The organism is uncultured Rhodoblastus sp., from assembly GCF_903903185.1.
Classification (GTDB): Bacteria; Pseudomonadota; Alphaproteobacteria; order Rhizobiales; family Beijerinckiaceae; genus Rhodoblastus.
Window position 1 is genome coordinate 1 of the sequence record NZ_CAIUXT010000232.1, and the last position, 15,310, is coordinate 15,310.

Annotated in this window: 10 protein-coding genes; 5 read left to right on the top strand and 5 right to left on the bottom strand. The window is 62.9% G+C overall.

The genetic code is table 11. The features are described 5' to 3' along the window. The first annotated feature begins 437 nt into the window (after positions 1 to 437). Both aspS and QZY01_RS21440 read left to right on the top strand, forming a co-directional pair. On the top strand, positions 438 to 2,258 hold the full coding sequence (gene aspS / locus QZY01_RS21435; RefSeq protein WP_294541286.1) for an aspartate--tRNA ligase: 1,821 nt from the start codon (positions 438 to 440) through the stop codon (positions 2,256 to 2,258). A 102-nt stretch (positions 2,259 to 2,360) separates the two neighbouring features. Continuing rightward, positions 2,361 to 3,335: a quinone oxidoreductase gene (locus QZY01_RS21440; RefSeq protein WP_294541288.1), complete on the top strand. Its 975-nt coding sequence runs from the start codon at positions 2,361 to 2,363 to the stop codon at positions 3,333 to 3,335. A gap of 3 nt (positions 3,336 to 3,338) precedes the next feature. On the opposite strand, the gene QZY01_RS21445 is transcribed toward QZY01_RS21440, so the two are convergent. From QZY01_RS21445 to QZY01_RS21455, 3 genes are all read right to left on the bottom strand, one after another. Next, positions 3,339 to 4,988 carry a PEP/pyruvate-binding domain-containing protein gene (locus QZY01_RS21445; protein WP_294541290.1) on the bottom strand — a complete coding sequence of 550 codons (1,650 nt, stop codon included), beginning with the start codon at positions 4,986 to 4,988 and terminating at the stop codon, positions 3,339 to 3,341. Then, positions 4,985 to 6,958: a hypothetical protein gene (locus tag QZY01_RS21450; protein ID WP_294541293.1), complete on the bottom strand. Its 1,974-nt coding sequence runs from the start codon at positions 6,956 to 6,958 to the stop codon at positions 4,985 to 4,987. Before QZY01_RS21450 ends, QZY01_RS21445 begins: the two co-directional genes overlap by 4 nt. Positions 6,959 to 7,051: 93 nt before the next feature. Further along, the gene (locus tag QZY01_RS21455) at positions 7,052 to 7,423 is read right to left on the bottom strand and encodes a hypothetical protein (RefSeq protein WP_294541295.1); all 372 of its coding nucleotides are present in this window, start codon (positions 7,421 to 7,423) and stop codon (positions 7,052 to 7,054) included. A 138-nt stretch (positions 7,424 to 7,561) separates the two neighbouring features. Here QZY01_RS21455 and QZY01_RS21460 point away from each other — a divergent pair, with 138 nt between their 5' ends. The 3 genes from QZY01_RS21460 (at position 7,562) to QZY01_RS21470 (ending at position 12,012) form a co-directional block, all read left to right on the top strand. Continuing rightward, positions 7,562 to 7,768 (top strand): hypothetical protein, encoded by a 207-nt coding sequence (locus tag QZY01_RS21460; protein ID WP_294541296.1) that lies wholly within the window; start codon positions 7,562 to 7,564, stop codon positions 7,766 to 7,768. Between the two features lie 223 nt (positions 7,769 to 7,991). Then, positions 7,992 to 8,228, top strand: coding sequence for a hypothetical protein (locus tag QZY01_RS21465; protein ID WP_294541298.1), 237 nt, complete (start codon positions 7,992 to 7,994; stop codon positions 8,226 to 8,228). Beyond that, on the top strand, positions 8,221 to 12,012 hold the full coding sequence (locus QZY01_RS21470; RefSeq protein WP_294541300.1) for an ATP-binding protein: 3,792 nt from the start codon (positions 8,221 to 8,223) through the stop codon (positions 12,010 to 12,012). Before QZY01_RS21465 ends, QZY01_RS21470 begins: the two co-directional genes overlap by 8 nt. Before the next feature lie 90 nt (positions 12,013 to 12,102). Here QZY01_RS21470 and rimO read toward each other — a convergent pair whose 3' ends face one another. Together rimO and QZY01_RS21480 are read right to left on the bottom strand one after the other, a co-directional pair. Further along, a complete protein-coding gene (rimO, locus tag QZY01_RS21475) occupies positions 12,103 to 13,467 on the bottom strand; it encodes a 30S ribosomal protein S12 methylthiotransferase RimO (protein WP_294541302.1) in 1,365 nt (454 codons plus the stop codon). Between the two features lie 334 nt (positions 13,468 to 13,801). Further along, entirely contained in the window at positions 13,802 to 14,770 is a 969-nt protein-coding gene (locus QZY01_RS21480; RefSeq protein ID WP_294541304.1) for a TorF family putative porin, read from the bottom strand. Positions 14,771 to 15,310: the final 540 nt, after the last annotated feature.

A 15,310-nucleotide genomic window follows, 5' to 3' on the forward strand; every position in this document is an offset into this window, starting at 1 on the left:
TCATAGGGGACATCTGGCTTCCTTGTCGATCCCGAAATAAGAGCATGAAGCTCTCTATCGCGCGCCAAAATATCCTAGTATATCGATTTTATAAACTAGTGAATCACGCAACAAGCGACCGATCGGCCGCTCCAGACTGCATTTGGCCTTGTTTCGTCAACGCCGCGTCGCGCGACCGCGGGATTTCACAAGCGGGTAGTCAAAAGAGACAGGCGCGGGTCAGCAGGCCCGGCGCGCGGGTTCAACGCGGAAATTCAATTGTAAATCGGCGCTTATACCCTCGGCCCTTGAAAACGACCGATGGTATTGCCTTCCGGCGGGTTGGGGGCGTTAGAGTGGACGCCCCTTCGTCCGGGTTCGCGCGATTGCCGCGCCCCCTTCACGCGACGGTAAAATTCCGCTAGGCGTGGCCCAACTCTTTTCAGGTCCGTAAATCCATGCACGCCTATCGCACCCATACCTGCGGCGAAATCCGCGAAACCCAGATCGGGCAAACCATCCGGCTGTCCGGCTGGTGCCACCGCATCCGCGACCATGGCGGCGTGTTGTTCATCGACCTGCGCGACCATTACGGCCTCACCCAATGCGTCGTCGATCCCGATTCCCCGGCCTTCAAGCTGGCCGAGACTTTTCGCGCCGAATGGGTGGTGCGGCTCGACGGCGAAGTCCGCCGCCGCCCGGAAGGCACCGACAACGCAGACATGGCGACCGGAAAAATCGAAATCTATGTCCGCGACGCGCAAGTGCTGGGTATGGCGGGCGAATTGCCGCTGCCGGTGTTCGGCGATCAGGATTATCCCGAGGAAACGCGCTTAAAGTATCGCTTTCTCGACCTGCGACGCGAAAGAATACATAATAACATCATGTTACGTGGCAAAGTGGTGGATGCGATGAGGGAGCGCATGAAGGCCTCCGGCTTCAACGAATTCCAGACGCCGATCCTGACCGCCTCCTCGCCCGAAGGCGCGCGTGACTTTCTGGTGCCCTCGCGCATCCACCCCGGCAAATTCTACGCCCTGCCGCAGGCGCCGCAGCAATACAAGCAATTGCTGATGATGGCCGGGTTCGACCGCTATTTCCAGATCGCGCCCTGTTTCCGCGACGAGGACCCGCGCGCCGACCGGCTGCCCGGCGAATTCTACCAGCTCGATCTGGAGATGAGTTTCATCACCCAGGAAGACGTGTTCGAAACCATGGAGCCGATCATTACCGGCATTTTCGAACAATTCGGCCATGGCTGGCCGGTGACGAAAAAATGGCCGCGCATCCCCTATGCCGAAGCCTTGCGCAAATATGGCTCCGACAAGCCCGACCTGCGCAACGCGATTGTCATGCAAGAGGTGTCGGACCATTTCCGGGGGTCCGGCTTCAAGATTTTCGCGCGTCTGCTGGAAGCGCCCAAGAACCAGGTCTGGGCGATTCCGGCGCCGGGCGGCGGCCAGCGCACCTTCGCCGACCGGATGAACAGCTGGGCGCAGGGCGAGGGCCAGCCGGGGCTGGGCTATATCCTGTTCTTCGACCGCGCCAGGGACGAAACCAGCCTCAAGGAAAACCCCAACGCCAGCGGCGTCGGCGGGCGTGGGCCGCTCGCCAATAATATCGGGCCGGAGCGCGTCGAGGCGATCCGCGTCCAATTGGGCCTGAACGCCGGCGACTCCGCTTTCTTCGTGGCGGGCGATCCGGAAAAATTCGCAAGGTTTGCCGGCGCGGCGCGGACAAAAGTCGGCGAGGACCTCAACCTGATCGACAAGGAAAGGTTCGAACTGGCCTGGATCGTCGATTTCCCGATGTTCGAGTGGAACGAGGACGAGAAAAAGGTCGATTTCGCCCATAATCCTTTTTCCATGCCGCAGGGCGGGCTGGAGGCGCTGAACGGCGCCGATCCGCTCACGCTGAAGGCGTTCCAGTACGACATCGCTTGCAATGGTTTCGAGATCGCCTCGGGCGGCATCCGCAATCATCGCCCGGAAGCCATGGTCAAGGCCTTTGAAATCGCCGGCTATGGCGAGGAGACGGTGATCGAGCGGTTTGGCGGCATGTATCGCGCGTTCCAATATGGCGCGCCTCCCCATGGCGGCATGGCGGCGGGCGTGGACCGCATCATCATGCTGCTCGCGGGCGAGCAGAACCTGCGCGAAGTGGCGCTGTTCCCGATGAACCAGCGCGCCGAGGACATTCTGATGGGCGCGCCGGCGCCGGCGACGCCGAAGCAATTGCGCGAATTGCACCTGCGGGTGAACCTGCCGGAAAAGGGCTGAGCCTTTCCCGACGCAAGGCGAATTTTGCGTCCGCGCCTTGGCGCGCGCATTGCGGCGCGCCATTGGCGGCGCTAACTTCCCTCTCCAGAGGAGAAACCCAACATGGTCAAGGCGATCCGCGTTCACGAGACCGGCGGTCCGGAAGTCTTGCGTTACGAGGACATCGACCTCGCCGCGCCGGGACCGGGACAGGTTCAGGTCCGCCAGCACGCCATCGGCGTCAATTTCATCGATGTCTATTTCCGCACCGGCGCCTATCCCTCGGCGACCAAGCCTTTCACGCCCGGCAGCGAGGGGGCAGGGGAGATCGTCGCGCTCGGCGAAGGCGTGACGCAATTCAAGCTCGGCGACCGCGTCGCCTATGCGGGCGCGCCGGGCGCCTATGCGCAGGCCCTCAACATCGACGCGCGCGCGCTGGTCGCCTTGCCGGACAGCATTGCCTACGACACGGCGGCGGCGATGATGCTCAAGGGTCTGACCGCCGAATATCTTCTGTTCCGGTCCTATCCGGTCCGCGCCGGCGACGTGGTCCTCGTCCATGCGGCGGCGGGCGGCGTCGGCCTGATCCTGTGCCAATGGGCGCGGCTGCTCGGGGCCACGGTGATCGGCACCGTGGGCGGTGAAGACAAGGCGAAACTGGCGCGCGAGGCCGGCGCGCATGAAGTCATTCTCTACCGCGACGAAGACTTCGCCGCGCGGGTCAAGGAGATCACCGGCGGCAAACTCTGCCACGTGGTCTACGACGGTGTCGGCAAGGCGACCTTTCCCGGTTCGCTCGATTGCCTGCGGCCGTTCGGAACCTTCGTCAGTTTCGGCTCCGCTTCGGGAGCGATCGAGGCTTTCAACATCGGCCTGCTGGCGCAGAAAGGCTCGCTCTACGCGACGCGTCCGACGCTGTTCACTCATCTCGCGGTGGAGGGGCGGCTCGCCGAGATGGCGGCGCGGCTGACACAGGTCGTCGGTTCGGGAGAGGTCAAGATCGCCGTTCACGCGCGCTATCCGCTGGCCGACGCGGCGCAAGCCCACCGCGCGCTGGAGGCGCGCGCGACGACGGGCGCGACCGTGCTGCTGCCTTGAACGTCAGGCTTTGACGCTTATTGGCGCTTCTACTTTCGCTCCCTCGCGCGCTCCCTGTTGCGCTTCCCGCCGCCACTGTTCGACGATCGCGCTTTCGGCGGCGTTCGCCATGACGATGTCGCGTTTGCCGAGCGAAATCGCGCCATTGGCGCCATCGAGGGCGATCCAGTCGCCCTGACGAATCGTCTTGCCGCCCAAAGTGGCGCCCTGCTCTTCGGCGTCGATGGTCAAGGTCCGGCAGCCGACCAGACAGACTTTCCCCATCTGCCGCGCGATCACGGCGGCATGGGAGGTGCGCCCGCCGATCGCTGTCAGGACCCCATCGGCGACACTGAAACCGGCGACATCCTCGGTCGAAGTGTCGCGGCGAACCAGAATGACGGGTTCGCCGCGCCGCGCCAGATCCTGCGCCTGGGCGCTGGTGAAACACGCGCGGCCGCAGGCGACGCCGGGCGCGGCGACGGTCGCCGTGGCGACGGCCGGCGCCTCCTGCACGAATGTGGCGATTCCGGCTTTGCTCAAGTCGATTCCCGCGATCCGGCGGAGGGCCTCGGGGCGGTCGATCCGCCCTTCTTCAACCATATCGACGGCTACTTTCAGCGCGGCGCGCGGCGTGCGCTTGGCGGCGCGGGTTTGCAGGAAGAACAGCTTGCCGCGCTCCACCGTGAATTCGACATCCTGAAGGTCGCCTCCCTCTTTTTCGAGCGCCTCCACGCCTTCCGCCAACTGGCGCGCGACCTGTGGCATGCGCCGCGCCAGCAGCGCCGCGTCGGCGGGGGTGCGACGCCCCGAAACCACGTCCTCTCCCTGGGCGTCGGCGAGAAAATCGACGTAAAGTCCCTTGGCGCCCGTCGCCGGATCGCGCGAAAAAGCCACGCCGGACCCGGAATCGCCGCCCGAATTGCCGAACACCATCGCCTGGACCGTGACGGCGGTCCCAAGCAAGCCTTCAAGCGCGTTGAGCCGGCGATATTCTTTGGCCCGGGGGCTCTCCCAGCTCAGATAGACGGCGCGCGCCGCCTCATAGAGCTGTTCGAGCGGATCGCGCGGCGGCGTCGCGTCATGGGCGGCGGCGATTTCGAGAAATGCGCCGACCAGCCGCTCCAGCGCCTCGGAATCGAGTTCGGCTTCATGGGCTGCGCCCTCGGCATGGATCATCGCCGCCAAAGCTTCGTCGAAAGGTTTTAGCGGCAGGCCGCCGACCACTTCGACGTAAGAGAGAATGAACCGCCGATAGCTGTCGAAGGCGAGGCGCGGATTGCCGGTGGCGCGGATCAGGCCGTGGACGCTGGTCGGGTTCATGCCGACATCGAGAATCGTCTCCAACATGCCGGGCATGGATTTCTCGGCGCCCGAGCGCACCGAGACGAACAAAGGCGCGCGAGCGTCGCCCAATGTCCGACCGGTAACCGCTTCGAGCCGGGCGGCGCCGGCGGCGAGGCCTTTCCGCAAGATTTCGAGGACCTGTCTGTCGCCGGCGATCGTTGGCGCGCATAGGCTCGTCGGCAGGACGAAGGCCGGCGGGACGGTAAGGCCCAGGGCGCTTATCCGCGCCAGTTCCGCCGCCTTGGCGCCGTAAAGCGCCGGCGACAGGGTTTTTGGCGCGTTGCCGAAGCCGATCAGGGCGGGTTCGTAATTTTTTTCGCCGCTCATGCGGAAAGCTCCTGCAGGATCCGGTTGCGCAGCGACATCGCCGCATGGGCGAGGCGGTCGGTCGCCTCTTCAAGCGCGCGGGCGATTTCCAGCCCCAGCACGAGGCTGCGCGCATCGCCGCCGGCGGGGGTCTCAACGACGATCGCGCCGATGGCGCCGCGCCCCGCGGCGTCGGCCGCGCGCTCGGCGTCGGTCACGGCGTCGGCGCATTGCAGCGAGAAAGCCGCGTCGAGTCGCTTGCCGTTAGGGATCAGCAGCGCGCCTTCGACGGCGCGGGTCAACTGGCTGACCGATTCGGTCGCCAGAGCGGCCAGCGCGCCGAGCGGGGCCGAGAGGAAATTAGCGGCGTTCGCGCCGGCATTGCCGTCGTTGGCGCCGTCTTGGGAGACGAGGCTCAGATAAAACGCCGCCTCGTCAAAACTGTCGGTGGCGTTTTCGACCTGATCGACCAGTTGCAGCAATTCGTCGGCATTCCTTAATCGCGCGAAAATTTTCCGCGCCGCGACGGTGAGGCGGTCGGCCTTGGCCTCGATCGCCTTGGCGCGCAGGCTCAAACTCTTGCGGTCTTCGAGGCTCGCCAGTCCATCGGGCAGGAAAGCCGTCTCGATCATGCCAGCGAGCATGCGCGTCAGGCCAAGCTGTCGCAGCACCATGCCGAGCAATTCGCGTTCGGCGGTGTCGAGCCGTTGCGACAGATTGGCCTGGATTTCATCGCGGATCAGCCGCGTCGAACGGCCGTCCTTGAGGCCCTCGCAGGCGACATGCAGCACATGGCGCAAAAAACCCTCGCATTCGGCGTCGCCGAGCGCCTGGTCGAGCGGCACGCCATAGGCGATGCGGCCCGGCGCGGCGTTGCGGATCGCCTCATAGACCAGTTCGGCGCCGCCGAGTTCGAGAAAGGCGCGATGGCCGTCATCATGGCGCGCCGCCTCGGTCAGAAGCGCGATCGCTGCGCTTTTCGAGGTGAACGCTTGCAAGGTTTTACGCGCCTTGTTCCAGTCGATCAGGAAGACGATGCGCGAGCCTAAAAATTCGAGGAAACGGTCGAGATCGACCTCGTCACGCGCCGAATAGGCGCCCGTGAGCAGGAAAAACACCTCGCCTTCGGCGAGATTGCGCTGGCGCTTCTCGTCCAGCGGGCTCCAGCCGACTTTTTCGCCAGCGAACAGCGCGATGAAGAATTTGGCCCGCGACCGATGCACATCGGTATAGGTCGTCGTCACGGTCAGCCCCTCGACATGGACGACCAGAACATGGGCGTCGGTCGTGCCGATGTCGTTCTGGATCGAAAGGCGCCCGCCAAGCTGTCCGGCGGTGGTCGCAAGACCGGGGTGGCCGAAGGCCAGCGGCGAAGTCCTGTTCAAGCCGCGCATAAAAGCTTTGACCCGAAGGCGGGCCGGGTCGTCGAGACCCGCCGCGTGGGCGCCGTCGATCTGTTCGACGGCGGTTTCCGCCGCCAGCAGGTTGATCGCCTTGTGCAGGTCCATCACCAGCAGATGCACGCTGTCGCCCGAGCCGCGCCGCGCGGAGGCAAGACTTGCGACCTGCGCATGGGCGACGCGGTCGCCTTTGAAATCGGGCAAAGCGGCGACCAGCGCGTCGCGCCGCGTCTTGAAGGCGGGCGCCGTCCCGGTCTTGGCGACCTCGCAGGGCGCCAGCATGGAGGCGAGGTCGCCATTGATCCCGGCGGCGAGACGCGCCGCGCCGGCGGCGAGAAATTGCGCGGCGTCGAGGGGGCGCGCCGAAGCAACGATTGCGTCATATTCGGCATCGTCGAGCCCGACCGCGCGCCGCTCCTGTTCGAGGGGCAAAACAGTCCGGCCCGGCTCGGCGGCGTGGGCGGAAGCTTCCTGCAACAGGGTCAACCGGATTTTCAGCCGGTCATTGGCCGCCAGAGCCGCCGCGATCAGCGACGGCAGCAGCACGACGCTTTCGCCCAGCGACTCGACAATCTCGATTTTGCCGACCATTGAAGGTCCTTCCTGGCCGTTGCCGGCCCGGTGAGCACCCCCCAAAAGCGGTTGTCGCCCCCGATCGTTCTATTTTAATGACAGAACGGCGCTTTATTCTGGCATTCGGCGGAAAGCATTCAGGATGGCGGGCAGTTTTGGGCCTTCGAGCCGTTTTTGCCGCGCCGGATCGAGCGCGATGGCCAGAAAGCGTTCGAGAATGACGGTCAGCGGCGCAGCGCTATATTCGTCCTCGGCGCCCACGTCACGTTGCAGCTTGCGCCAGGCATCCTCGGCGGAGGTCAGCATGAACAGCTGCAACGCGCCCAACAGCGCGTCCTGAAGCGGAATATGGTGCAAAGCCGCATAGCCGCGCAGCTGATCGACCAGATTGGGATCGAGCTCCGAGCTGATCTGCTGGTAATAGGCCTCAGGATCGTCGAGAATGGTTCTGAGTTCAAGAAAAAGATCGCTGAATTCGGACATTTTCAATCCATTTCAGGTCGGTTTTCCATCCGCCGCTTGTTCGGGCGCGGACTGCGCGTCTTAGCATATCCTTCCGGCGGCGTCGCCGGAATCGCCAAAATTTCGTATCGTGGCCGGCAAGGAGGGAGGACCCGGGACGTGCCCTGCCGCCCCGAAGACGCGCCGCGCCAAAACCACAAAGCGAATACCGACGCGCTGCGCCGGATGTGGAGCGAGGGGGCGAACAAGGTTTTGGAAGCGACCGGCGATGAAGGCCGCGCCGTTCGCAGCCCCAACGGCGTCGTCGCGCGAAACGGCAAGAATTCGCTGGCGGAGAGGTTTTCGGGCCTGATCTGGCCGAGATAGCGGGCGAAACCGGCCGTCTGCTGCCCGCCAAAAAAGGACGCAAAACGCCGGGATGCCGACCGGGCCGTCGCGAGGAAACCGCCGATTGGCAAAATTAATATTCTTTCTCAGTCATTTAAGCTAAAGTCGTTGTCCTGCTCATTTCGGCGCCACCGGAGTGCTTGTCGCTGTTGGGGGGGTTCGACAGATCAGGAAACTCGGTCGGCCGTTTCCAGGTTTTGTTATGTTTCTCAAAGATTTTACGTGGGATATCCACCTGCGGCTGGAAAAACGTCTGGCGGTCAGGGATCGGTTTTCCGACCTCGCCCTTTATCGCCCCCACCTCGCCCGGCGTTGGGGATTCCAGACGGGCGCAGAAACCCTGCGCGCGACGCCCCAGACCCGCGACTTGTCCGCAGCAAAGGCGCGCGAAACTTACTGCCTCTGGAAACCTGGCTCTGCGATCTTCCACAATGAATGACATTGTCATTAAGGCACAAAACGTCGACCTGTCGAGTTGCGATCGGGAGCAAGTGCAGTTCTCGGGCGCGGTGCAGCCGCACGGCTGCATGCTGGTGATCGAAGAACCCTCGCTGCGCATTCTGCAGTTTTCGACGAATTGTACGGAACTGCTCGGCGTTCCGCTCGCCGAATTGCTTGGCGGCACGCTGGAAACCGCGCTCGCGGCCCGCACGCCGGCTGTCGCCGGGCGCTTGAAGGATGAACTTCTGGAAAACGGTCCGGCGCATCTCGCCAGGCTGTCCGGATCGGACCTGCGTTCAGGCCGCGCGCTCAATCTCTTCGGTCACCGTTGCGGCGGGGCGACCATTCTGGAATTCGAAATAATTGCCGAACGCGCCGACCGTCCGACGCTCGATCTCCAATCCGGGTTGCGGGCGACGATCGCCGCATTGCACGATACGAAAACGCTGCAAGCCTTTTTCGATTCGGCCGTGTCGGAAATTCGGCGCCTGACTGGATTTGAGCGGGTAATGGTTTACCGGTTTCTCGACGACGACAGCGGTCACGTCATCGCCGAATCGACCGCGGAGGGAATTCAGAGCTATCTCGATCTGCATTTCCCGGCCAGCGACATTCCGCAGCCCGCCCGGCGCCTGTTGGAGCTTTCGGGGCTGCGGCATCTCCCCGATGCGGATTACGAGCCGATTCCCCTCATTCCGGAATTCGCGCCGGGCGCCGGTGGGCCCATCGACCTGAGCCGCGCTCTGCTGCGCAGCGTCTCCGTGATGTCCACCCGCTACCTCAGGAATATGGGCGTCAAGGCTGCCATGGTGATGCCCTTGAAGAGGGAAGGCGTTCTCTGGGGGCTTCTCGTCTGCCACCACGAATCCGCGCCGCGCCATGTCGATTATGAATCGCGCACGGCCGCCGAGTTCCTGACTCATATGATTTCATTGACGATGGTCGCCAAGGAGGACGCCGAAAGCTTGTCCGATCGCGCGCGCATGAAGGCGGTCTTCGAGGGCATGATGAATGCGCTGCAAGCGAATTTGGAACTGCACGCGAGCCTCGGCGGCGAGGGCCCGGCGAATATAGGCGCCTATATCGAGTCCGGCGGCGCCGCCCTGGTCACCAAGGGACGCATCACCACGCTCGGCGAGACGCCTTCGGATGAGGACATCAAGGACCTCGTTTCCTTTTTGACGCACAGCCCCGATCTGGTCCTCGTCAGCGATCGCCTGTCCGAGTGCTATCCGCCAGCGGCAAGATACGCCGGCGCCGCCGCCGGAATCCTCGCGGTGCGGTTGTCGCAACAGAGTCCGGACTTTGCGATTTGGTTCCGGCCTGAACAGGCGCAGGCCGTCCGCTGGGCGGGCGATCCGAACAAGCCGGTCGAAGTCGATGAGAAGGACGGCGCGATCCGACTTATGCCGCGCACGTCCTTCGCCATCTGGAAGGAAAGCGTCGAAGGACGTTCGGCGCCTTGGGCGGATTTCGAAATCGCGGCCGCCGGCGATCTGCGCCGGGCGATCGTCGAGGTTGTATTGGAAGCTCGCAACGCCCGTCTTGCGGCGATCGTCGCGTGCTCTTCCGACGCCATCGTCAGCAACACCCTCGATGGAACCGTCACCAGCTGGAACGCCGAGGCCGAACGCCTGTTCGGCCTCGGCGCGGAGGAGATGATCGGGCGGTCGATCGCGCGCATCGTTCCGCCGGACGCGATCGACCAGGAAACGGCTCTATTGGCGCGGCTTGGAGCGGGCGAGCACATCGATCGTCATGAAACGGTTCGCGTGGCCAGGGATGGCCGCCAGCTCGACGTTTCCCTGACGATCTCGCCGCTCAGGGACGCCAAAGGCGTTATCTTCGGCGCCTTGAACATCATCCGCGACATCACCGATCGCAAGCACGGCGAGCTTGCCCTGAAAGAAACCCGGGACGCTCTGCTCCAGAGCCGAATCCACATGCGTCATGCCGCCGATGCGGCGGGTCTGACCTACGCCCAATTCGACCTGGCGGCCAAATGGGTGCGCACCGCGAAGAATTACGAGCATGTGATGGGCTACAAGCCGCGAACGCCGGCGGACGGCGGAACATTGGCTGAAGCCCGATCGGGACTGCTCGAACATGTGGCCGAGGCCGACCGGCCGATGGTTTCGGCCATGTTCGAAACCGTCCTCGCCGGCGGAGGCGGCAAACTTCAGTTTCGGACCATTGGTGACGACGGGGTCGAACGCTGGTTTGAGGGCGACTGCCGCCCCGAGCCGAATATCGAAGGTTCGACGCCGCAACTCCTCGTCACTTTTCTCGACATTTCCGCCGCCAAGGCCGCCGAACTGGCTCTGCGCCAGTCGAAGTTCGAAGCGGAGCGCGCCAACAGGGCGAAATCCGTTTTTCTCGCGACCATGAGTCACGATATTCGCACGCCGATGAACGGTGTGATCGGCATGGCCAGCCTGCTGGACGAAACAACACTCTCCGCCGAGCAGAAGCATTACGTCGAGACCATCCGCCAGTCCGGCGAGGCCCTGGTCAAATTGATCGACGATATTCTCGATTTCTCCAAGTTCGAAGCCGGCCGGGTCGAAATCGAGCGGCGCCCGTTTTCGCCGATTTCGCTCGTGGAAAACGTCATCGACATTCTGGAGCCTACCGCCTCGCGCAAAAATCTGCGCATGGAAATGGATATTCAAGGCGATCCGCCATTGCAGGCCTTTGGCGACGCCATGCGCCTCCGGCAGGTTCTCCTCAACCTGACCGGCAACTCCATCAAGTTTACCCATAGCGGGCGCATTTGGCTTCGTCTCATCGGGCTTGCCGGCGACCGCTTGCGGTTTGAAGTTCACGACACCGGCATTGGCGTGGCCGAAGAAAACCGCGATCGTCTGTTTCAGGTTTTCAGCCAGGTCGATCCATCGATCACGCGCAAGTTCGGCGGCACGGGCCTTGGCCTCGCGATCAGCAAACGTCTGGTCGAGGCGATGGGCGGCCGGATCGATTTCGACAGCGCGCCCGGCGCGGGCAGTCTGTTCTGGTTTGAAATCCCCGTCGAGCCCGACCTATCCGCCGTGGCGCCGCGGGCTTCTCGCAAACGGGCCGCGCTGATCTGTTCCGAAGCGAGGGGCGCTAAGTCCGCTGCGGCGGTGCTCGCCGCCAGCGGTTTCGATCTCGTCGGTCCCGACGCGGCGGAATGGATTTTCGTCGATTCGCATCAGGAAAGATCCGCGACATCCGGGCTTGTCGCGCAGAACAGGAAAATCGTCGCTTTTGGCGGCGACAGCCACAAGTTCGAGACCCGTTTCACGGCGGTTATCGGCGGCGCGCTGACTCCTGGACGAATCGCGCGGATACTGGAATCACTCGAAACATCAGGCTCTTCGCGCGAAGAGTCGCAATATCGCGCGCCGAAATCGCCGCGCCAGCTGAAAATCCTGATCGCCGACGACACGCAAACCAACCAGCAGGTGCTTCTCGGCCTGTTGCGCCGCCTCAATCACGAAGTCGCCGTCGCCGATAACGGTCGTGAAGCTCTGGATCTTGTGAAATGCCACGACTACGATCTGATTTTCATGGATGTGCACATGCCGGAGCTGGATGGGTTGGAGGCGACCCGGCGAATCCGTGCGTTGGGTGGAAAGAAAGCTTCGGTGCGGATCGTGGCCATCACCGCCAGCGTGTTCGTTTCAGATATCGAAGCCTGCCGGTTGGCGGGGATGGACGACTTTGTCGCCAAGCCGATCGATCGCAAAAAATTGACGGCGATTCTGGAAAAGGCCGGTTCCGGAGTCTTTGCACGGCGATAGGCGAGGGGACTCCAGAGGCCTGTTCGGAAAGGTCGCCTCCAGGCTGGATCCCTTCCGCGCAAAGGCATTTCAACCATCTGATTTTACAAGCTAAATAGCCGTTGCGTGCAGGTCGTAGGCCTCGGCGCGGTCGATTTTCACCGTGACGAACTCGCCGGCGCGCAAGGGGCGGCGCGACGACACAAAAACCTTGCCATCGATTTCCGGCGCGTCGGCCTTGGTGCGGCCCTCGCCGCCGCCGGGGAAGACCTTGTCGAGAAGGATCGCCAGTCGCTTGCCGACCTTGGCTTTTTGGCGGGCGTAGGAAATTTTCTGCTGCTTTTCCATGAAGCGGCGCCAGCGATTCTGCTGGATTTCCGGCGGCACGGGGGGGAGGCCGAGGTCGTTGGCGCTGGCGCCGGCGACCGGCTCATATTTGAAGGCGCCGACGCGGTCGAGTTTCGCTTCTTCGAGCCAGTCGAGCAGAATCTGGAAATCTGCTTCCGTCTCGCCAGGAAAGCCGACGATGAAGGTCGAGCGAATGGCAAGATCGGGGCAGGTCTTTCTCCAGTCCAGAATGCGGTCGAGCGTCTTTTCGACATTGCCGGGACGCTTCATCGCCCGCAACACGTTGGGCGCCGCGTGCTGGAACGGAATGTCGAGATAGGGCAGGACCTTGCCCTCGGCCATCAGCGCGATGACCTCATCGACATGAGGATAGGGGTAGACGTAATGCAGCCGCACCCAGGCGTCCATTTCGCCCAGTTCGCGCGCCAGATCGAAAAAGCGGGCGCGCACTTCGCGGTTCTGGAACCGGCTCGACTGATAACGCAGGTCCTGGCCATAGGCGGAAGTGTCCTGCGAGACGACCAGCAGTTCCTTGACGCCCGCCTTCACCAGCTTCTCGGCCTCGCGCAAGACTTCCGCCGCCGGGCGCGAGACGAGATCGCCGCGCAGTTTCGGGATGATGCAGAACGTGCAACGGTTGTGGCAGCCTTCCGAAATTTTCAGGTAAGCGTAATGGCGCGGCGTCAGCTTGACGCCCTGCGGCGGCAAGAGGTCGATGAAGGGGTTTTCCCCCCGGGGCGCGGCCTTGTGGACCGCCGCCATCACGCTCTCGTAATCCTGCGGACCGGTTATCGCCGAAATTTGTGGAAAGGCGTCAAGGATCGGGCCGGGCTCCGCGCCCATGCATCCGGTGACGATCACCTTGCCGTTTTCCTTGAGCGCGTCGCCGATGGCCTTGAGCGATTCGGCCTTGGCGCTGTCGAGAAAGCCGCAGGTGTTGACGATCACCGCATCGGCGCCCGCATGGCTGCGCGAGAGCGCGTAGCCTTCCGCGCGCAGGCGGGTCAGGATGCGCTCCGAATCGACCAGAGCCTTGGGGCAGCCGAGCGAAACGAAGGAAATGCGCGGCGCGGCGCCGGTCGCGTCGGGAGCAGGCGGATCGTCGGAGATGGATGCGAGGTTGGGCATGAGCAAAGCCGGCTTTTCGGATTCTGGTCTTTGTCGGGGCATTTCGCGCGGTTGAACGCCAAAGCCCGGCCGCGAGGGCCGGGCTTCGCATCGGCCCGAAATCGGGCCGAATCATGTCACGCCCAAAGCGCGAAACCCGGCCACGGGAAGCCCGGTGGAATCTGCGCGTCGGTCGCCGGCAAAAGAACCGAGGATCGCGTCAAGAACGTCGCCCGGCAAAATTCCGGTCCGGCATTGTCGAGGCCAGCGCTTCAAAAAAAGCGCGCCGGGAGCAAACCAGGCGCGCTTTTCGATTTCAGTTCCGACCGCCGGCCCAGCCGGCTGTCAGATCAAATCACCACCTGATATCCTTCGAGGTCAGGTCGAACGAGATCGTGCCGACAAAGCGCTGGGACGCGTAGTTCGATTGGGTCGAATAGCCATACTGCACGTTGCCGGAATTCGGAATACCCGTGAGAATATAGGCTTGGGTCTTGCTCAGGTCGGTGCCGTAGTAACGGACGTCGAAGCTGATGAACTTCCAGACATAAGTCAGGCCGGCGTTCCAGTAGTTGTAGCTCGGAAGCTGGCCGTTAGCGTAGCCGACATAGGTGTAGAACGGATTGAAATTATTGTCGGTATAGACCGAATCCACCTTGCCGAGCCATTGATGGCCGAATTCGCCGGAAACCGAGACGGCCGAGAAGGGGCCGGGCAGACCGACTTTGACGGTGCCCGACAGATATTCGCCATTGGCGCCGGTGTTGAGATAGCTCGGCGTGTAGAAGAAGTTTGCGCCGACCGTCAGCCAATCGTTAACCGTGTAGCTCGGCTTGAGATAAACTTCGAAGAAGGTCGGGTTGCGCGCAGCGAGGCCGATCGGATAAACGCCCAGAATGGTGCTGTAGACCGGTTTGGTGCCGGTCGGAGAGTCCGGATAGCCATAGACGATGCCGCCGAGATCGAAGCTGAACTTGTCGAAAGTTCCGCGAACGCCCGCCGAACCGTCGATTTCGACCGCCGGGCTGCCGACGGGGAAGAAGTTCGGCGAGAACTTGATGCTCTCGGCCGAAACGCCGGCATAAAGCTGCCAGGCGTCGGTGACATTATAGCGCAGTTCGCCGCGACCCCAGACGCTCGGTTGATGGTTGGACTGGGTGATGCCGCGGAACAGATAGTCGCTCGTCAAGGTGGCGCCGATATCGAAGTCCCAAGGATTGACGACGACAACCGGCGCTGTTTTCGTGCTGGGAAGATCGGCGGCCAAGGCCGAACCCGCAGAGGCGGCGACGGCGGCGACCGCGAGGAGGGAGATAAGTTTCATTTCTGTGCTCCGCTTGGGACGAAAATCTATCTACGCAATTTGCTCCCGAAGGCCTTGGATTCACAAGGGCAAGGCGTCAGCATTTGCCTATATTTTGTGCATATTTTACCATTGGGGCGAGATAGAGCGAAGTTGTGGCAAAATTGTTACGACTTATATTGGGTCGCTCTAACGCACGGAATGCAGCAAGGCGCTGGAATTGGAGCTGATTCAGCCATTTTGGCACGCGCATGACCGGGCTTTCCGATAGCCAAGCCAAATGCAACCGATTCGTCGAAACCCGCCTCCTTTGCACTCCGCGCCGACGGGAGATCGCCGGCGGTGTCGCCCATTTGTGCTGCCTCGCGGCCAGCCGCGGAGTGCAGGAGCGGCCGCGTCACTGAAGTGGGCGAGTATCGTAAAAAAAGCGGCGGGTTTCCCCGCCGCCGATTGATGTTGGATTTAGGCTTCGATCAGTAGTTGTAGGCCTTTTCGCCATGTTCGGCGATGTCGAGACCTTCGCGCTCCTGATCGGGGGTCGGACGCAGGCCGACGATCAGA

Bases quoted from the DNA above. Each gene is read 5' to 3' on its own strand.
- aspS (WP_294541286.1), top strand. From the start codon at position 438: ATGCACGCCTATCGCACCCATACCTGCGGCGAAATCCGCGAAACCCAG.
- QZY01_RS21440 (WP_294541288.1), top strand. From the start codon at position 2,361: ATGGTCAAGGCGATCCGCGTTCACGAGACCGGCGGTCCGGAAGTCTTG.
- QZY01_RS21445 (WP_294541290.1), bottom strand. From the start codon at position 4,988: ATGAGCGGCGAAAAAAATTACGAACCCGCCCTGATCGGCTTCGGCAAC.
- QZY01_RS21450 (WP_294541293.1), bottom strand. From the start codon at position 6,958: ATGGTCGGCAAAATCGAGATTGTCGAGTCGCTGGGCGAAAGCGTCGTG.
- QZY01_RS21455 (WP_294541295.1), bottom strand. From the start codon at position 7,423: ATGTCCGAATTCAGCGATCTTTTTCTTGAACTCAGAACCATTCTCGAC.
- QZY01_RS21465 (WP_294541298.1), top strand. From the start codon at position 7,992: ATGTTTCTCAAAGATTTTACGTGGGATATCCACCTGCGGCTGGAAAAA.
- QZY01_RS21470 (WP_294541300.1), top strand. From the start codon at position 8,221: ATGAATGACATTGTCATTAAGGCACAAAACGTCGACCTGTCGAGTTGC.
- rimO (WP_294541302.1), bottom strand. From the start codon at position 13,467: ATGCCCAACCTCGCATCCATCTCCGACGATCCGCCTGCTCCCGACGCG.
- QZY01_RS21480 (WP_294541304.1), bottom strand. From the start codon at position 14,770: ATGAAACTTATCTCCCTCCTCGCGGTCGCCGCCGTCGCCGCCTCTGCG.